This window comes from Salinarimonas sp. (genome assembly GCF_046292825.1).
Taxonomy (GTDB): Bacteria; Pseudomonadota; Alphaproteobacteria; order Rhizobiales; family Beijerinckiaceae; genus Salinarimonas.
The window spans coordinates 13,930-30,880 of the sequence record NZ_JBKBQG010000027.1 but is presented as its reverse complement, the minus strand read 5'-3'; the positions used below and the strand labels follow the sequence as shown (position 1 = coordinate 30,880).

Genomic DNA, 16,951 nt, shown 5'->3' with positions numbered 1-16,951 from the left:
GCGGCATGGCGGGTCAAGAGCCGATATGCGAAGTTATGCGCTTCGCAGGGCGCTTTTTTCGTGATGATCTCACGGTCGCAGCCCTCCTGCCGCGATATGATGCAAGCCGAGAGTGCAAATGACGACGGAACATGCAAAGTCGAAACTGCGCGAGCGTACGCGCCTCGTCCATGCCGGACGTGATCCCGACCAACAATTCGGCTTCGTCAATACGCCGATTTACCGCGGCTCGACCGTGCTTTATCCCGACCTCGCTACGATCGAGGGGCGTGCGCAGCGTTATACATACGCGACGCGGGGAACGCCGACGACGGAAGCGCTCGAAACCGCCTGGACGGACATCGCCGGCGCCGCGGGCACTGTGCTCGCGCCGTCGGGCCTCTCCGCCGTCGCGCTCGCTCTGATGAGCGCCGTCGAGGCGGGGGACCACATCCTCGTCACCGACAGCGTCTACCGGCCGACGCGCGAGTTCTGCGAACGTCTCCTCAAGCGCATCGGGGTCGAGACCGAGTATTACGATCCCTTGATCGGCGCCGGCATCGAGCGTCTGATCCGCAAGAACACGCGGCTCGTCTTCACCGAGGCGCCCGGCTCGCAGACCTTCGAGATGCAGGACATCCCGGCCATCGCCGAAGTCGCGCACGCGAAGGGCGCGCTCGTCGCGATGGACAATACCTGGGCGACGCCGCTCTACTTCCCGCCCCACGAGCGCGGCGTCGATCTCGCGATCGAGGCGGGAACCAAATATCTCTCCGGCGGCTCGGATCTGCTGCTCGGCCTCGTCTCGGCCAACGCCCGCGCCTGGCCGCGTCTGCGCGAGACCTTCGATCTGTTCGCCAATTGCGCGGGTCCGGAGGACGTCTTCCTCTGCCTGCGCGGCCTGCGCACCATGAAGCTGCGCATCGCCGAGCACGAGCGCCAGGCGCTCGAGATGGCGCGCTGGCTGCAGGGACGCCCCGAGATCGCCCGCGTGCTGCATCCGGCTCTGCCCGAGGACCCCGGCCACGCGATCTTCGCGCGCGACTTCCTCGGCTCGACGGGGCTCTTCTCGGTCGAGCTCGCGCCGGTCTCGCGCGAGGCGCTCGCGGCGATGCTCGACGGGCTCGCTCTGTTCGGGCTCGGCTTCTCGTGGGGCGGCTTCGAGAGCCTCGTCGTGCCCTTCGACTGCACGGCCTATCGCACCGCGACCCCGTTCTCGGCGAAGGGGCCGATGCTGCGCTTCCACATCGGGCTCGAAGATCTCGACGATCTCAAGGACGATCTCGATCGCGGCTTCGCCCGGCTTCGCGCGCGCGGGTGACCCGCTCCGCTCGCGGGTCGCGTCAGCGCAGCACCCAGTCCGCGAGAACCCCGCGATTGCGCCCGGCGGTGTCGTCGGAATCCGACGCCACCGCGACGCCGACGAGGATGCCGGGCGGCTCGCCGAAGGCGCGGGCGTGACCGGCGGCGAGATCGACGCTCTCGTCCAGGAAGCGGCCCCTCGGTGCGTCGGCGGGCCGCTTGACGATGGTGACGCCGCGCCCGCGCATATACGGGTTCTCGAGCAGCGTGCCCGGCGCCTCGGCGCCGCCGAACACGTAGACGAGGAGCCGCCCGCGCCCCGAGAGGAGGAGCGCGCGCAGGCTCGTGCGCCCCGCCGCCGCCGCTTCGCGCTCGCTCTCGGGCGCGAAGGCGAAATAGAGCGCGAGCGCGCGGTCGTCGCCGCCGCGACGGGCGAGATCCGTCGCGGGCACGCCCTCGTCGATGCGCCAGCGCCATTGCGATCGCGTCGCGTCGAACGCGCTCTCGGGTAGGCGCAGGGCGATCAGCGAAGAACTCGCGCGCGCGTCGAAACGCAGGCTCGTCGCGTCGAGCGCTTCGTATTCCGTGGCGGCGAGGGAGCGGAAGGTGATGCTCTCCCATGCGGCCGCCTCGAGGCTCGGGCCGAACGGGATCTGCACGGAAGCGCGCGCCGGCAGAATCGCGAGAGCGAGGACGGCGAGCGCGAGGAGGAGACGTGTCATGGCGGCTCCGGGCGAGCGAGGGCTTCAGAGGGACGTCCGCGACGCGACCGACGCGAGGTCGACGCGGCGCGGCGCTGTCCCCGGAGCTACGCACGCCCGAGGCCGAACGTTACGGCGGCCTCGAATCACGAGGCCGTGAGCCGCCTCAGGCCGAGTTCATGCGGCCGAAACGATCGAGCTCCTCGGGAGCCGCGTGGCGTGCGGTCGCGCTCGCGGGCGCCTGCGCCGACATCTCGTCTCTGCCGGGCTTGCGGAGCGCCGCACGCAGAGCGGGGAGGGCGACGGGCTTGAAGGCACGCGGGGCCGTTTCGCGGGCGACGGCGCGGTGCGGGAGGGGATCGCTGGTGTCGGGCATGACCATGACTTCTTGGTTGAGCGGCACACTCGCCGGCCGCCGGTCGACTCTGAAACGCGAGCCCGGTCACCGTGCGGCGCGATTGTGGCGCGCCGGCGACCCGGCCTCGCGCACTCCCTCGAGAGGAGTGAACGTGGTAAAGCGGCCACAGGTTCCACGTCGAACGAACGTGTATTGCCGCGGCCGGCCAGAACAGATCCGATAAGCCGCCTGCGTTACGTGAGGATTGCGTCGCTCGGGACGGCTCGTAACGCGAGAAAGCCGCGGCGTGGCGCGCCGCGGCTTTCCGAATGGACCGAGTGGAAACGGCCTGATCAGCGATCGGCGTCGTCGCTCATCGAGAGGGCGACGAAGCGGACCTCGCCCTGGCCGCTCGCGACGAGGAGCAGCGCCGAGCGCCGGCCCTCGTTGCGCAGGGCCTCCAGCCGGCGGCGGACGTCGGCGGGGTTGCGCACGACCTCCTGGCCGACCTCGACGATCACGTCGCCGGGGCGGATGCGCCGATCGGCGGCCGACGAGCTCGGCTCCACCTCGGTGACCACGACGCCTTCGACGTCGGCGGAGAGGTTGTAGCGGGCACGCAGGTCCGGCGTGATCGCCGAGAGCTCCATGCCGAGCGCACGGCGCACCGGCGTCTCCTCCTCCGGCTCGGGCTGCTGGAGACGGGCCTCGCGCACGCCCTCTTCGAGGCGCCCGACCATGACGGGAAGCGTCACCTCCTCGCCGCGGCGGATCACCTGCACGGCGACCTCCTTGCCGACGGGGGTGGCGGCGACAATGCGGGGGAGCTCGCGGGAATTGGCGACGTCGCGGCCGTCGAAGCGAACGATCACGTCCCCCGTCTCGATGCCGGCGGCACGGGCGGGACCCGCCTCGTCGACGCCGGCGACGAGGGCGCCGCGCGGACGGTCGAGGCCGAGCGCTTCGGCGGTCGTGTCGTCGATGTTCTGGATGCGCACGCCGAGCCAGCCGCGACGCGTCTCGCCGAATTGCTGCAATTGGTCGATGATCGGCACGGCGGTGGCGGTGGGCACCGCGAAGCCGATGCCGACCGATCCGCCGGTCGGCGAGAGGATCGCGGTGTTGATGCCCACCACCTCGCCGCGCATGTTGAAGAGCGGCCCGCCGGAATTGCCCTTGTTGATGGCGGCATCCGTCTGGATGTAATTGTCATAGGGGCCGCTGTCGATGTTGCGCGCTTGCGCCGAGACGATGCCCGCGGTCACCGAGCCGCCGAGGCCGAACGGATTGCCGATCGCCACCACCCAATCGCCGATGCGCAGGCCCTCCGAATCGCCGAAGGGCACGTAGGGGAGGGGGCCCTCGCTCTCGACCTTGAGGACGGCGATGTCGATCGCGGCGTCCTTGCCGATCACGGTCGCCTTGAGCGTGCGTCCGTCGGGGAAGACGACCTCGATGTCGTCGGCCTCGCCGATGACGTGGTTGTTGGTGATGATGATGCCGTCCGGATCGATCACGAAGCCGGATCCGAGCGAGTTCGAGCGGCGCTGCGGCATGCGGGGCATGCCCTCGCCGCCGCGACGATTGAAGAATTCCTCGAACAGGTCCTCGAAGGGCGTGCCCGGCGGCAATTGCGGCAGGAAGCGCTGGCCGGGATCGGCGCGAGTCGCGGCCGAGATGTTGACGACGGCCGGCATCACCCGCTCGACGAGATCCGCGAAGCTCTCGGGCGCGTTCGGGAAGGGGACGGGGGCGATCGCCTGGGCGGGCGCCACGGGCGCGGCCGTCTGGGCGAGCGCGGGCCCGGGCAGGACGAGCGCGGCGCCGAGCGCGAGCACGGCGAGGCGCGAGGATCGGCGCCCCCGCACAAGCGGGTGGCTGTGGCCGGAAACGGCAGACGCGGGATACGGCATCTTCATCCTCGCAAGAAGCGGCGGCAGGCGGCCCGGGAGCCGGCGACGGGTCTCGGGGCGCGGCCGGATCGATCCGGCCGGTCTCGTGATCACAAGATCTGCGCGGCGCGGGTGCGGGTCAAGGCGGTTCGACGCCCCATCCCGCATCAGCCCCGCATCAGCCAGATCAGGCCGACGCCGGCGACGGCGCAGACGATGCCCACGATCCGCATCGTGTCCGCGGGCGTCTGAGCGGCGGTGAGCATGGCCTTGCGCATGCCCTCCGGAAACGCCGCATAGAGAAGGCCCTCGACCGCGAGAACGAGGCCGAGGGCCGTGATCAGATCCGCCATGGCGGGATCGGTGTCGCCGCGCTCACTGCGCGACGACGGGGGCCGGAGCGATCGCGGCGGGGACCTCGCCGTCGACGGATGCGGTCGCCTCCGGCGTGCCGACGGGCAGAGCCGGCGCCGCCGGCGCCTCCGTCACCGCCGCCGGAGCGGGCTGAGTCGGCTCGATCCCGGTGATCGGACCCGGAGCCGGCGGCTGCTGGCCGCCGTTCGGCATCCCCTCGCCGTTCGGACGTCCCTGCGCGCTCCCGAAGAAGCGGAAGAACTCGTTGTTCGGCGAGATCACGATCCGGCTGTCGGCGAGATCGGTCCGGGTCAGCGCCCGCTCGTAGGCCGTCATCGACCGGTAGAAGGCGAAGAATTCCGGATCGGCCGAGAACGAGGCCGCGAGGATGCGGTTGCGCTCGGCGTCGCCGGCACCCCGCAGCTCTTCCGCGGTGCGGTTGGCTTCGGCCAGGATGACCACGACGTCGCGATCCGCACGGGCGGTGATCGCGGCGGCGCGCTGGGCACCCTGGGCTCGAAGGTCGGCCGCCTCGCGCTGACGCTCGGTCTGCATCCGCCGGAACACCGCTTCCGAGTTCGCCGGCGGCAGGTCGACGCGGGTGAGGCGCACGTCGAGCACCTCGATGCCGAGCTGCTCGGCCTGACGGTCGACGATCTCCTGGATGCGGGCCATGAGCTCGACGCGGTTCGTCCGGATGATCTCCGGGAACGAGGCGTTGGCGAGCACGTTACGCATCGCGGAGTTCACGAAGCTCTGCAGGCGCGCGTTGGCATTCTGCAGGTTGTTGACCGTCTGGTAGAAGCGCAGCGGATCGACGATGCGGTAGCGCGAGAAGGCGTCGACCTCGAGGTTCTGCCGGTCGGCGGAGAGGACCGTCTGCGGCGGAATGTCGAGGGAGAGAACGCGCTTCTCGATCGGCAGCACCGTGTCGATGAACGGCGCCTTCAGGTAGAGGCCGGGCTCCGTGATGACGTTGCGGACCGCGCCGAAGCGCAGCACGACCGCCTGCTGGGTCTCCCGGACCGTGAAGAGCGAGGCATACAGAACGATCGCGACGAGGCCGAGAACGATCAGAATGCCGAGACGGACAGCCGGATTTCTCATCGGGCGGCTCCCTGGACGCGCGCGCCACCGTCCAAGCGGCGCTGGATTTCAGGCAGAGGCAGGTAGGGGATGACGTCTTGACCGGCCTGATCGATGAGGACCTTGTCGGTCTGCGAGAAGACCCGCTCCATCGTCTCGAGGAAGAGACGATCGCGCGTGATCTGCGGAGCCTGAGCGTATTCCGCGTAGATCTGGTCGAAACGCGCGGCCTGACCCTGGGCTTCGTTGACGACCTGCTCGCGATAGGCTTCCGCCTGCTGCACGATGCGGGCGGCCTCGCCTCGCGCCTCCGGGACGACCCGGCTCGCATAGGTCTCGGCCTCGTTCTGCAGACGCACGAGGTCCTGCTGGGCGGCGTTGACGTCGAAGAACGCCTCGCGCACCTGGGCCGGCGGCACGGCCGCCTGCAGCTGCACGACGCGCACGATCACGCCGGCGCCGTAATTGTCGAGCGACGCCTGCATGAGCTGCTGAACTTCCTGGGTGATCTCCGCCTGCTCGACGGTGAGGATCGCCTGGATGTTGCGCCGGCCGATGACTTCGCGCATCGACGATTGCGCGATCGAGTTGATCGTGCCTTCGGGGTCGGCGATGTTGAAGACGAAGTCGCCCGCCCGCGCCGGGTCGATCTGCCACTGAACGTCGAAGTCGATGTCGACGATGTTCTCGTCGCCGGTCAGCATCAGGCTCTCTTCGAGCACGTCGCGCGTCTGCCCGGTGCCCACCGAGCGATAGCCGATCTCGGTGCGGTTGACCTGGGTGACGTTGGGCCGGACGACCTCGCCGATCGGATAGGGCAGGTTGTAGTTCAGGCCCGGCGCCGTCTGGCCGATGAAGCGACCGAAGATCAGGTTGAGGCCGACCTCGTTGGGACGGACGGTGTAGAAGCCCGTCAGAAGCCAGACGGCGATGACGGCGACTAGGATCAGCGCGATCCCCTTGCCGCCCATGCTGCCGCCGCCCGGCACCATGTTGCGCAGCCGGTCCTGGCTGCGACGTAGGATTTCCTCGAGATCCGGCTGGCCGCCGCCGGGACCGCCGCCGGCACCGCCGCCGCCGCTACCCCAAGGGCCGCCACCGCCGCCGCTGCCGCGCTGTCCCCACGGCCCGCCGCTCTGGTTGCTCCAAGGCATATCGCGCCTTCCCCTTCAGTGATGATCCTCGATTATACGGTTTCTCCGCGCGTTTTCGGGAACCAATCCCCGTACTCGCGCGATGACCCCTTCGAACTTCGCAAGTGGGTGTTTACACAGGCGAAGTCAACCGGAAACGGCCGCGTCGCGTCGTACCAGGTCCACGAAAGCGAACGCGTGATCGTCGTCGGGACCGGCCGCATGCTCCTCCCGGACGATCTCACGAAACGCCGCGCGATCATAGGGCGGAAAGACCGCGTCGCCCGCAGGCGCCGCCCTCACCTCGGTCAGCCGCAGCCGGTCCGCGTGCGGAATCGCGAGCGCATAGACCTGGGAGCCGCCCGCGACCACGATTTCGGGGGCGTTCATCCGCTCTGCGAGCGCTTCCGCCAGTTCCCGTGCCGCGTCGAATGACCGCGCCGCGTGGACGCCCTCGGCGGAGAACGAGGGGTCGCGCGTCATCACGACGGTCTCGCGGCCCGGAAGCGGCTTGCCGATGGATTCGAAGGTCTTGCGGCCCATGATCAGCGGCTTGCCGAGCGTGATCGCCCGAAAGCGCTTGAGATCGCTCTTCAGACGCCAGACGAGCCGGTTGTCGTCCCCGATCACGCCGTTCTGCGCGATCGCGGCCACGATGACGATGGGCCTCACGTTCTCTCTCCTCCCCGGCTCGGCTTCACCCGCAGGCGGTCCCGGTGATCGTCATCGCCCGGCGCGACCAGGCGCCCTCGGCGATCGCCCGCAGACACGCGTCGGCGCAATCGGCGCGGCTGATCGTCTGGCCCGGCATCGGCTCGTCAACGTCGATCGCCGTCCAGGCGCCGGTATAGGGTCCGTTGGTGAGGAGGCTCGGGCGGAGAATCGTGAAATCGCGGTCGCTGTCGCGCAGCAGCTCCTCCTGGCGCGCCTTGTCCGCATAGATCGCGCCGAGCGCGAGCGGCATCGCGAGGCTGCGCGTCAGGAGCCCGGCCTGGCCGCGGCTCTCGGCGGTGCCCACCCCCGTGATCGCGACGACGCGCATCGTCCCCGCCCCGCGCATCGCCGCGAGGAGGAGGGCGGTGGCGCGAGAGAAGATCGTCACCTCGCGCCGCCCGAGATCCGGCCCGTAGGCGTTCGAGCCGAGGCAGATCGCGAGCGCGTCCGCTCCCTCGAGCGCGCGCTGCGCGACGTCCTCCTCCAGGATCGAGCCGTTGATCGGGGTGAAGCGGGCCCGCGCGGCGCCCTCGGGGATCGAGCGCCCGACGGCGACCACGTGGTGGCCGAGCGCGCGCGCCTGTTCCGACAGAGCCTTGCCGATGCCGCGCGTCGCGCCGACGATGGTGATGCGCATGTGCCCTCCGAATAGGCGGGCGAGGGTAGGGCGGGGGCGGGGAGGGATCAAGCGGCCGAGGCGACGCGACGGTCGTTCGGGTCCGATTTCGCCTCGGGGGGCACGGCGACCGCCGGCAGCGCGTTCATCACGCGGTTCGCCGGCAGCGTGACGATGACCTCGGTGCCTTCGCGCGGCTTCGAGCGGAGCTGGAACTGGCCGCCGTGCAGGTCCACGAGGCCCTTCACGATCGGCAGGCCGAGGCCGGAGCCCTGCTCGGCCGTCTTGAGCGCCCAGGTGCCGCGGCCGAAGGAGGACATCACGACGGGGATCTCCTCCTCGGGAATGCCCGGGCCGTTGTCCTTGACGGAGATGTACTGCCCGCCCGACGAGGTCCAGCCCGCCTTGACCAGGATCTCCCCCGCCTGCGGCGTGAACTTGACGGCATTGGACAACAGGTTGAGCACGATCTGGCGGATCGCGCGCTCGTCGGCCCAGATCCGCGGCAGCGTCTCGTCGGCCAAGACCTTGATCGTCTGCTGCTTGCCCTTGGCGCGCAGGGTCATCATGTGGCGGCATTCGTCGATGACGTGGCCGAGATCGATGCCCTCCTCGTTGAGCTCGTAGCGCCCCGCCTCGATGCGCGAGAGGTCGAGGATCTCGTTGATCAGGGTCAGGAGATGCTGCCCGGAGGCGTGGATGTCGGCGGAATAGTCGCGATAGGCGGGGATCGCGTGCTTGCCGAAGCTCTCGTTCTTCATCACCTCGGAGAAGCCGAGGATGGCGTTGAGCGGCGTGCGCAGCTCGTGGCTCATGGTGGCGAGGAAGCGGGACTTGGCGAGATTCGCCTCCTCCGCCCGCCGCCGCGCCTCGTCGGAATTCGCCTTGGCCTGCTCGAGCTCGACGAAGAGCGTGTCCTTCTCCGCGCGCGATTGCAGCGCCGCGACCGCGCTCGCATAGAGCCGGCGGGTGAGGAGAACGAAGAAGACCTGCGCCGCGAAGACCATGCCCGAGAGCATCATCGCCTCGGGCGTGCCGACTTGGAGCGGATAGAGCGCGACGACGAGGACGATCGGCGCGAGGCCGGCATAGACGGCGGTGGGGATCGTCGCCGACAGGGTCGCCATCACGGCCGTGACCATGACGGCGCAGAACAGCGTGAAGATCCGCGCGTCCTCCGACACGCCCTGGCTCAGGAGCTGGAGGACGTAGGCCCAGGCGAGGCCGTGCAGGAGCTCGCCGAGCACGAACACGCGCCGGTAGACGTGCAGCTTGTCCTCGGGCTGGCGATCGTTGATGAAGCGCCGCGCGAGGCCGAGCATGATGCCGATCACGCAGCTCGCGATCGCGAGCCAGAACAGCATGCTCGTCATGCCGATCCAGGTCGTCGCCGCGCCCGCGATGGCGGCTGCGAGCAGGAAGAGGAGGATCGCGGCGCCGACGCGGTTCTGCGCGAAGATGCGCACGAGCTCGATCTCGAAGGCGCGCTCGAGCCCCGTCGAGGAGGTCAGCTTCTCCCGTGCGGCGCGCAGGTCCTGCGCAACCTTGCGCCGGCGCCGGGAATCACTCCCGCCGGCGGCGTCGATCCGCCCCGTCTGCCCCGTGCCCTCGATCATGACGCCTATACGACAGCCCCCGCGCTCCCCGCGCCTGTGCCCCGGACGCGAGGCCCCCAAAGTGCCACCGATTCGTTAACGGGGGGCTCACGCGATCGTCGAAGGACGAGGTCCTCTCCGGTCGCGCTCCCTCAGGGGCTTGTCGCGTGCGGGGCTCTCCCGTAAGCCGACGGCCATGAATCTCTGGCTGCGCCTCCTCCTCGTCGTCCTCGCCGCCTGGCGCGCGCCGCGCAAGCATCCGGTGGCGGAAGCCTCCGTCCTGTCGTTCCGGGTGATGCCGCACGATCTGGACGTCTCGCTGCACATGAACAACGGCCGCTATTGGTCGCTGATGGATCTCGGCCGGCTCGACCTGATGATCCGCTGCGGGCTCGCGGGCGCGGTGCGGCGGCACGGCTGGATGCCGGTGGTGAGCGCGGGCAAGATCCGCTTCCGGCGCGAGCTGCGCTTGTGGCGCGCCTTCCGGCTGGAGACGCGCATCCTCGCCTGGTCGGACGCCTGGCTGGTCATCGAGCACCGGGTCGTGACCCGCGCCCGCGACGGCTCGGAGATCCTCTCCGCCATCGCCCTCGTGCGCGCGGGCCTGTACGACCGCAAGGAGAAGGCCTTCGTGCCCGTCGAGCGGCTCTTTTCCGAGATCGGCATCGCCGAGATGGCCTCCCCGGCGATGTCCCCGGAGGTCGCCGCCTTCATCGCGGCGGAGGACGCGTTGCGCAAGGCGGGGTGAGCCCCCCCGCTCACCCGCCCGCCATCGCCGCCTCGATCTCCCTGCGCGTCGGCGGATCGCAGCCCTCGCGGGTGCAGTTGAGGGCGGCGGCGGTCGTCGCGAAGGCGAGGACGTCGCCCAGAGCCTGGGCGTCGAGGCGCGCGAGGTCGTCGGCGCCCGCGACGCCGCGCGCGGAGAGGCGGGCGAGCATCGCGCCCATCAGCGTGTCGCCCGCGCCGACCGTGTCGCGCACGACGACGCGCGGCGCGGCGATCTCGGCCTGGCCCGCGCGCGTCCACGCGACCGCGCCCGCACCGCCGCGGGTGACGACGACGAGACCCGCGCCGCGCGACAGCCGCGCGCGGGCGAAGTCCTCGGGCCCGGTGCCTGGCGCGAGGAAGGCGAGGTCCTCCTCGGAGAGCCGCACGATCGCCGCCGCATCGAGGAGGCGCTCGATGCGCGCCTGCCAGACGGCGCGCGCGCGGATCATGCCGGCGCGCACGTTCGGATCGATCGCGAGCATGAGGCGCGGCGCGAGCGCGAGCGCGAAATCGGCGGTCGCGTCCGCGCCGGGGCTCTCGATCAGCGACAGGGAGCCGATGTCGAGGATGTCGTGCGGGGCGGGCTCGATCGTGCCGAGCGAGGGCGTCATGTGCACGACCGCCGAGCCCGCGTGGAAGAAGGCGTAGCGCGCCTCCCCCTCGGCGAGGTCGACGAAGGCGAGGGTGGTCGCGAGCGGGCTGCGCTGCGCGACCTCGATCGAGACGCCGGTCTCGACGAGATGGGCGGCGAGACGATCGCCGAACAGGTCCGTCGAGAGGGGCCCGAGGAAGTAGCTCGCCGCCCCCGCCCGCGCCGCCGCCTTGGCCGCGTTGTAGACGGAGCCGCCGGGGACGGGCCGGTAGCCCTGCGTGCCGTCCGCGCCCGTCATCGGCACGAAGTCGATCAGCCCCTCGCCGCAGAAGAACAGCCGCGCCATGGTCTTCCCCCTCGTCTGGTCGGCTTCCGTTTAGCAAAGCGCCGCTGCCCGCGCATCAGCCGCCGGCGGCCGGCTCCTCCGGATGCTGGCGCAGCATCCCCGCGACCGTGCGGAACGCCTCGACGAGCGCCGCCCGCCGCTCCGGGTCGAGCCCCGCGAGCGCGGCGAGCGCCGGTCCGGGAAGGAGGGTGGGGGCCTCCGCGAGCGCCCGGTCGCCGAGCGGGGTCAGGCGGGTGTGCACGATCCGGCGATCGCTGACGTTGCGATAGCGCTCGACGAAGCCGCGCTCCTCGAGCTTCTCCAGGATGGAGACGACGGTCGCGGGCGTCAGGTCGCAATGGCGCGAGAGCGAGCTCGTCGTCACCTCGCCCTGCGCGCGCACGGCGCCGAGCACCACGATCTGGGGGATCGTCAGCCCCGAGGCGCGCGAGACCGCCTTGGAGCGCGTGTCGATCGCCTGGGCGATCTCGCGGATCGCCTTCATCAACGCCTCGATGTCCGCCGCGCTGCGATCCTGCCGTCCATCGCCTGCGGACGGGCCAAGCGTGGCGGGAACGAAAGCCGCGTCGTCGCCGTTCGTCATCCCGAATGACCTCCGGAGGTGATTTGACATCAAATCATTCGACCTGTAAAGATTTGATCTCAAATCAAATCGGAGAGAGAGCCCCGACCGCGTCGGCGGGGGCACGAGAGGCGAGCTGACCATGTGCGGAATTTGCGGCGAGATCACCTTCGACGGGCGTCCGGCTTCGGCCGACCTGACCCAGAGGATGACGGAGGCGATGACCCGCCGCGGGCCGGACAGCGGCGGCGTCGTCGCGCGCGGGCGCGTCGCGCTCGGCCATCGCCGGCTCAAGATCATCGATTTGTCGGAGAAGGCCGAGCAGCCGATGGTCGATTCCGAGCTCGGGCTGACGATCGCCTTCAACGGCTGCATCTACAACTACCCGCAGCTGCGCAAGGAGCTGGAGGAGAAGGGCTATCGCTTCTTCTCGACCGGCGACACCGAGGTGATCCTCAAGGCCTATCACGCCTGGGGCACGGATTGCGTGAGCCGCTTCAACGGCATGTTCGCCTTCGTCATACACGAGCGCGAGAGCGGGCGGGTGGTGATGGCGCGCGACCGCTTCGGCATCAAGCCGCTCTATCTCGCGGAGAGCGAGGGCAGCCTCCTCTTCGCCTCCTCGCTGCCGGCGCTCCTCTCGGCGCCGGGCGTCGATCGCTCGATCGATCGGGTGGCGTTGCAGTTCTACATGAGCTTCCACGCCGTGGTGCCTGCGCCCTATACGATGATCAAGGGCATCCGCAAATTTCCGCCCGCCACGATCCGCGTGATCGAGCCCGACGGCGCCTTCCACGACACCCGCTTCTGGAGCCTCGACTTCACCCGCTCGCGCGAGGACGAGGAGCGCCCCTTCGAGGAATGGCGCGATCTCGTGCTCGACGAGCTGCGCCGCGCGGTCGACCGGCGCATGGTCGCGGACGTGCCGGTGGGCGTGCTCCTGTCGGGGGGCGTCGATTCGAGCCTGATCGTGGGCCTCCTCGCGGAAGCCGGGCAACAGGGCCTGCGCACCTATTCGATCGGCTTCGAGGCCGCGCACGGCGAGAAGGGCGACGAATTCGTCTATTCGGACATCATCGCAAGGCATTACGGCACGCAGCACACGAAGACCTTCATCCCGTCCTCCGACATGCTCGACGCGCTGCCGGACACGATCCGCGCGATGTCCGAGCCGATGGTCTCCTACGACAATGTCGGCTTCTACCTGCTCTCGCGCGAGGTCGCGAAGCACGTGAAGGTGGTGCAATCCGGCCAGGGTGCGGACGAGGTCTTCGCCGGCTATCACTGGTATCCGAAGCTCGACGGTTCGAACGACCCCGTCGGCGATTATGCCCGCGCCTTCTTCGACCGCCCGCATTCCCGTCTCGCCGAGGAGCTCGGACCCGATTGGCATGTCGGCCGCGACGAGGCGCGCGCCTTCGTCGAGGAGCATTTCGCCATGCGCGGGGCGAGCGACCCCGTCGACAAGGCGCTGCGGCTCGATTCGACGATCATGCTCGTCGACGATCCGGTCAAGCGCGTCGACAACATGACGATGGCGTGGGGGCTCGAGGCGCGCGTGCCCTTCCTCGATTACGAGCTCGCCGAGCTCGCCGCGCGCATCCCCGCCCGTCACAAGCTCGCCCATGGCGGCAAGGGCGTGCTCAAGGAGGCCGCGCGCAAGGTGATCCCGGCCGACGTGATCGACCGGCCGAAGGGCTATTTCCCGGTCCCGGCGCTCAAATATATCGAGGGCCCGACCCTCGATCTCGTGCGCGACGCGCTCGAGAGCCGCGCGGCGCGCGAGCGGGGGCTGTTCTCGCGTGCCTATCTCGACCGGCTCTTCGCCGATCCGCGCTCGGCGATCACGCCGCTGATGGGCTCGGAACTCTGGCAGGTCGCGCTCCTCGAGATGTGGCTGCAGACGAACGAGGTCTGAGGGCCGCTCGCGCCGTCGCACGCGATCTCACTCTCGAACCCGCAACGGAAGATTGGGGGCCGACATGACCGATCTCGACCAGAACCCGAGCGTCGAAGGGCAGGGCGCCGGAGCGCCGCCGGTATTTCCGATGCCGAACGCCGTCATCGATTGCGGCTGGGGGCGCCTCCTCTTCGGGCAGACCTTCGCCGATCTCTCCGAGCTCGCCGAGGCGATGCGCGACGAGCGTCCCGACCGGCGCGACATCGCCGTCTACGTGCTCGAGCCGCACGTCGCGCTCGCGGCCGCGCCGCAGGAGATCTTCCTCGATCCCTCCCACACCTTCCGGCTCGATCTGTCGCGCTACGAGGCGGCCGATCGCGGGCCGACGGGCTTCACGATCCGCCGTCTCGCCTCCCGGGCGGACGCGGACGCGGTCAATCGCATCTATGCCGCGCGCAACATGGTGCCGGTGCCGCCCGAATTCTTCTGGTCGCGGCGCGACAGCCGCACCCTCGTCCATCTCGTCGCGGAGGACGACGCGACGGGCATCGTGATCGGCACGGTGACGGGCGTCGATCACGCGAGCGCGTTCCGCGATCCCGAGGGCGGCTCCTCGCTCTGGTGCCTCGCGGTCGACCCGCAGGCCACCCATCCCGGCATCGGCGAGGGCCTCGTGCGCGCGCTCTCCGAGCTGTTCAAGGCGCGCGGGCTCGCGACGATGGACCTCTCGGTCATGCACGACAACGAGCACGCGATCGCGCTCTACGAGAAGCTCGGCTTCGAGCGCCTGCAGGTATTCACCCTCAAGCGCAAGAACCCCATCAACGAGAAGCTCTTCGTCGGCCCCGGCCCCGAGGTGGACCTCAACCCCTACGCGCGCATCATCACCAGCGAGGCGCGCAGACGCGGCATCGACGTCGAGGTGACGGATGCGGAGGGCGGCTTCTTCCGGCTGACCTATGGGGGGCGCTCGGTCCATTGCCGGGAATCGCTGTCGGAGCTGACGAGCGGCGTCGCCGTCTCGATCTGCGACGACAAGGCGGTGACGCGCCGCGTCGTGGCGCGCGCAGGCGTCGCCGTGCCCGAGCAGATCAATGCCGGCGAGGAGGCGGAACTCGCCGAATTCCTCGAGCGCCACGGCTCCGTCGTGGTCAAGCCCGCGCGCGGCGAGCAGGGCAGGGGGGTCGCGGTCGGGATCGAGACGATGGAGGATCTCCACCGCGCGATCGAGGTCGCCCGCGAGCAATCCGAGCGCGTCCTCGTCGAGCAGCGGGTCGAGGGCGAGGATCTGCGCCTCGTCGTGATCGATTTCCGCCTCGTCGCGGCGGCCGTGCGCCGCCCGGCGCGCGTGATCGGCGACGGAATCCATACGATCCGCGATCTCATCGAGCGCCAGAGCCGGCGTCGGATGGCGGCGACTGGGGGCGAATCGCGCATCCCGCTCGACGGCGAGACCGAGCGCTGCGTCGCCAAGGCCGGCTTCTCCCTCGACGACGTGCCGCCGGACGCGACCGAGATCGTCGTGCGCCGCACCGCGAACCTGCATACCGGCGGCACGATCCACGACGTCACGGGCCAGGTCCATCCCCGTCTCGTGGAGGCGGCGGTGAAGGCGGCGCGGGCGATCGACATCCCGGTCGTGGGCATCGACTTCATGGTGCCCTCGCCCTACGAGCCCGATTATGCTTTCATCGAGGCGAACGAGCGCCCGGGGCTCGCCAATCACGAGCCGCAACCGACCGCCGAGCGCTTCGTCGATCTCCTCTTTCCGCTCTCGATCCCGGCCTCGGCCCGGATCGCCGCACAGAAGACCTGATGTCCGACGCCCAAGATTATCCGCACCGCCTCTCGATCGACACCGCCTATCTGCGCGAGCGGCTGCGCGAGCTGCTCTCGATCCCCTCGCCGACCGGCTATACGGATTCGATCGTGCGCCATACCTGCCGCGAGCTCGAGCGGCTCGGGCTCGATTACGAGATCACGCGTCGCGGCGTCGTGCGCACGAAGCTCGCGGGCGAGGAGCACAAGCCCGCCCGCGCCCTCGTCTCGCATCTCGACACGATCGGCGCGCAGGTGAAGCAGCTGAAAGAGAACGGCCGGCTCGAGCTCGTGCCGATCGGCAATTGGTCGGCGCGTTTCGCGGAAGGCGCGCGCGCGACGATCTTCTCCGAGAAGGGCGCCTATCGCGGCACGATCCTGCCGCCCAAGGCCTCCGGCCACGCCTTCAACGACGAGGTGGACACCGCGCCGGTCGGATGGGCGCATGTCGAGCTGCGCGTGGATGCGCTGAGCCGAACCCGCGCCGATCTGTGCCGGCTCGGGATCGACGTCGGCGACATCGTCGCGATCGATGCCCAGCCCGAATTCCTGGAGAACGGCTACATCGTCTCGCGCCACCTCGACAACAAAGCGGGCGTCGCCTCGATGCTCGCCGCCCTCAAGGCGATCGGCGAGGCGGGGATGCGGCCGCCGGTCGACACCTATTGGCTGTTCACGATCGCCGAGGAGGTCGGCATCGGGGCGACGGTGGGCCTCGGCGAGGACGTGGCGGCGATCCTCTCGATCGACAACGGCGTCACGGCGCCCGGGCAGAACTCGGACGAGTTCGGCGTGACGATCGCCATGGCGGATCAGACCGGGCCGTTCGACTTCCACCTCACCCGCAAGCTCGTGAAGCTCGCCCGCGAGAACGACATCCGCTTCCAGAAGGACGTCTTCCGCTATTACCGCTCGGATTCGGCGGCGGCGCTCGTCGCCGGCCACGACGTGCGCGCGGCCTTGATCACCTTCGGCGTCGACGCCTCGCACGGCTACGAGCGCATCCACATGCACGCTCTGCGCTCGCTCGCCGAATTGATGACGGCCTATGTCGGCAGCCCGGTCGAGATCGGCCGCGACGTCAACGAGATCCAGCCGGGCCTGCGCGGCTTCACGCACCAATCCCTCTCGAAAGCCGACCAGAAGGGCCCGCTCGCGAGCGACGACATCGACATCGAGCTGTGAGCGGGTGAAAGGATCCCAGGGCTGTCATCCCGGACGCCGAAGGCGATCCGGGACCCATAACCGCGACGTGT

16 protein-coding genes are annotated in these 16,951 nt (G+C 69.8%); 5 read left to right on the top strand and 11 right to left on the bottom strand.

From position 1 onward, the window contains the following. Window positions 1-118 precede the first annotated feature (118 nt). Complete coding sequence (gene metC, locus ACK4UM_RS13775; protein ID WP_409800052.1) at window positions 119-1,300, top strand: cystathionine beta-lyase; 1,182 nt, start codon at window positions 119-121, stop codon at window positions 1,298-1,300. A 22-nt stretch (window positions 1,301-1,322) separates the two neighbouring features. Here metC and ACK4UM_RS13770 read toward each other — a convergent pair whose 3' ends face one another. From ACK4UM_RS13770 to ACK4UM_RS13730, 9 genes are all read right to left on the bottom strand, one after another. Beyond that, a complete protein-coding gene (locus ACK4UM_RS13770) occupies window positions 1,323-2,003 on the bottom strand; it encodes a DUF3047 domain-containing protein (protein ID WP_409800050.1) in 681 nt (226 codons plus the stop codon). A gap of 145 nt (window positions 2,004-2,148) precedes the next feature. Next, on the bottom strand, window positions 2,149-2,358 hold the full coding sequence (locus ACK4UM_RS13765) for a hypothetical protein (protein WP_409800048.1): 210 nt from the start codon (window positions 2,356-2,358) through the stop codon (window positions 2,149-2,151). 314 nt (window positions 2,359-2,672) lie between these two features. Beyond that, the gene (locus ACK4UM_RS13760) at window positions 2,673-4,232 is read right to left on the bottom strand and encodes a DegQ family serine endoprotease (protein WP_409800045.1); all 1,560 of its coding nucleotides are present in this window, start codon (window positions 4,230-4,232) and stop codon (window positions 2,673-2,675) included. Between the two features lie 146 nt (window positions 4,233-4,378). After that, on the bottom strand, window positions 4,379-4,564 hold the full coding sequence (locus tag ACK4UM_RS13755; protein ID WP_409800042.1) for a DUF2065 domain-containing protein: 186 nt from the start codon (window positions 4,562-4,564) through the stop codon (window positions 4,379-4,381). A 22-nt stretch (window positions 4,565-4,586) separates the two neighbouring features. Further along, window positions 4,587-5,672 (bottom strand): SPFH domain-containing protein, encoded by a 1,086-nt coding sequence (locus tag ACK4UM_RS13750; protein WP_409800039.1) that lies wholly within the window; start codon window positions 5,670-5,672, stop codon window positions 4,587-4,589. Next, the gene (hflK, locus tag ACK4UM_RS13745; RefSeq protein WP_409800036.1) at window positions 5,669-6,805 is read right to left on the bottom strand and encodes an FtsH protease activity modulator HflK; all 1,137 of its coding nucleotides are present in this window, start codon (window positions 6,803-6,805) and stop codon (window positions 5,669-5,671) included. Before hflK ends, ACK4UM_RS13750 begins: the two co-directional genes overlap by 4 nt. Before the next feature lie 126 nt (window positions 6,806-6,931). Continuing rightward, complete coding sequence (locus ACK4UM_RS13740; protein WP_409800034.1) at window positions 6,932-7,456, bottom strand: dihydrofolate reductase; 525 nt, start codon at window positions 7,454-7,456, stop codon at window positions 6,932-6,934. Window positions 7,457-7,481: 25 nt separating this feature from the next. Then, on the bottom strand, window positions 7,482-8,135 hold the full coding sequence (locus tag ACK4UM_RS13735; RefSeq protein ID WP_409800031.1) for an NAD(P)-dependent oxidoreductase: 654 nt from the start codon (window positions 8,133-8,135) through the stop codon (window positions 7,482-7,484). Between the two features lie 47 nt (window positions 8,136-8,182). Continuing rightward, a complete protein-coding gene (locus ACK4UM_RS13730; RefSeq protein ID WP_409800028.1) occupies window positions 8,183-9,730 on the bottom strand; it encodes a sensor histidine kinase in 1,548 nt (515 codons plus the stop codon). Window positions 9,731-9,905: 175 nt separating this feature from the next. On the opposite strand from ACK4UM_RS13730, the gene ACK4UM_RS13725 reads away from it, so the two are divergent. Then, entirely contained in the window at window positions 9,906-10,457 is a 552-nt protein-coding gene (locus ACK4UM_RS13725) for a thioesterase family protein (RefSeq protein WP_409800025.1), read from the top strand. A gap of 10 nt (window positions 10,458-10,467) precedes the next feature. Here ACK4UM_RS13725 and ACK4UM_RS13720 read toward each other — a convergent pair whose 3' ends face one another. Further along, a complete protein-coding gene (locus ACK4UM_RS13720; RefSeq protein WP_409800022.1) occupies window positions 10,468-11,415 on the bottom strand; it encodes a PfkB family carbohydrate kinase in 948 nt (315 codons plus the stop codon). 55 nt (window positions 11,416-11,470) lie between these two features. Next, a complete protein-coding gene (locus tag ACK4UM_RS13715; protein WP_409800019.1) occupies window positions 11,471-11,998 on the bottom strand; it encodes a MarR family winged helix-turn-helix transcriptional regulator in 528 nt (175 codons plus the stop codon). A 121-nt stretch (window positions 11,999-12,119) separates the two neighbouring features. Here ACK4UM_RS13715 and ACK4UM_RS13710 point away from each other — a divergent pair, with 121 nt between their 5' ends. From ACK4UM_RS13710 to ACK4UM_RS13700, 3 genes are all read left to right on the top strand, one after another. Then, on the top strand, window positions 12,120-13,895 hold the full coding sequence (locus ACK4UM_RS13710) for an N-acetylglutaminylglutamine amidotransferase (RefSeq protein ID WP_409800016.1): 1,776 nt from the start codon (window positions 12,120-12,122) through the stop codon (window positions 13,893-13,895). Window positions 13,896-14,025: 130 nt separating this feature from the next. Beyond that, complete coding sequence (gene ngg / locus ACK4UM_RS13705) at window positions 14,026-15,693, top strand: N-acetylglutaminylglutamine synthetase (RefSeq protein ID WP_409800119.1); 1,668 nt, start codon at window positions 14,026-14,028, stop codon at window positions 15,691-15,693. Next, window positions 15,693-16,880, top strand: a complete 1,188-nt coding sequence (locus ACK4UM_RS13700) for an osmoprotectant NAGGN system M42 family peptidase (protein ID WP_409800013.1) — start codon at window positions 15,693-15,695, stop codon at window positions 16,878-16,880. The genes ngg and ACK4UM_RS13700 overlap by 1 nt, the downstream gene beginning before the upstream one ends. The last annotated feature ends 71 nt before the right edge of the window (window positions 16,881-16,951 follow it).

What these genes read in the sequence shown, in the direction of transcription:
- ACK4UM_RS13755 (WP_409800042.1), bottom strand. Translation starts at nt 4,564, where the DNA reads ATGGCGGATCTGATCACGGCCCTCGGCCTCGTTCTCGCGGTCGAGGGC.
- metC (WP_409800052.1), top strand. Translation starts at nt 119, where the DNA reads ATGACGACGGAACATGCAAAGTCGAAACTGCGCGAGCGTACGCGCCTC.
- ACK4UM_RS13700 (WP_409800013.1), top strand. Translation starts at nt 15,693, where the DNA reads ATGTCCGACGCCCAAGATTATCCGCACCGCCTCTCGATCGACACCGCC.
- ACK4UM_RS13715 (WP_409800019.1), bottom strand. Translation starts at nt 11,998, where the DNA reads ATGACGAACGGCGACGACGCGGCTTTCGTTCCCGCCACGCTTGGCCCG.
- ACK4UM_RS13765 (WP_409800048.1), bottom strand. Translation starts at nt 2,358, where the DNA reads ATGCCCGACACCAGCGATCCCCTCCCGCACCGCGCCGTCGCCCGCGAA.
- ACK4UM_RS13750 (WP_409800039.1), bottom strand. Translation starts at nt 5,672, where the DNA reads ATGAGAAATCCGGCTGTCCGTCTCGGCATTCTGATCGTTCTCGGCCTC.
- ACK4UM_RS13710 (WP_409800016.1), top strand. Translation starts at nt 12,120, where the DNA reads ATGTGCGGAATTTGCGGCGAGATCACCTTCGACGGGCGTCCGGCTTCG.
- ACK4UM_RS13770 (WP_409800050.1), bottom strand. Translation starts at nt 2,003, where the DNA reads ATGACACGTCTCCTCCTCGCGCTCGCCGTCCTCGCTCTCGCGATTCTG.
- ACK4UM_RS13760 (WP_409800045.1), bottom strand. Translation starts at nt 4,232, where the DNA reads ATGCCGTATCCCGCGTCTGCCGTTTCCGGCCACAGCCACCCGCTTGTG.
- ACK4UM_RS13730 (WP_409800028.1), bottom strand. Translation starts at nt 9,730, where the DNA reads ATGATCGAGGGCACGGGGCAGACGGGGCGGATCGACGCCGCCGGCGGG.
- ngg (WP_409800119.1), top strand. Translation starts at nt 14,026, where the DNA reads ATGCCGAACGCCGTCATCGATTGCGGCTGGGGGCGCCTCCTCTTCGGG.
- ACK4UM_RS13720 (WP_409800022.1), bottom strand. Translation starts at nt 11,415, where the DNA reads ATGGCGCGGCTGTTCTTCTGCGGCGAGGGGCTGATCGACTTCGTGCCG.
- ACK4UM_RS13735 (WP_409800031.1), bottom strand. Translation starts at nt 8,135, where the DNA reads ATGCGCATCACCATCGTCGGCGCGACGCGCGGCATCGGCAAGGCTCTG.
- ACK4UM_RS13725 (WP_409800025.1), top strand. Translation starts at nt 9,906, where the DNA reads ATGAATCTCTGGCTGCGCCTCCTCCTCGTCGTCCTCGCCGCCTGGCGC.
- hflK (WP_409800036.1), bottom strand. Translation starts at nt 6,805, where the DNA reads ATGCCTTGGAGCAACCAGAGCGGCGGGCCGTGGGGACAGCGCGGCAGC.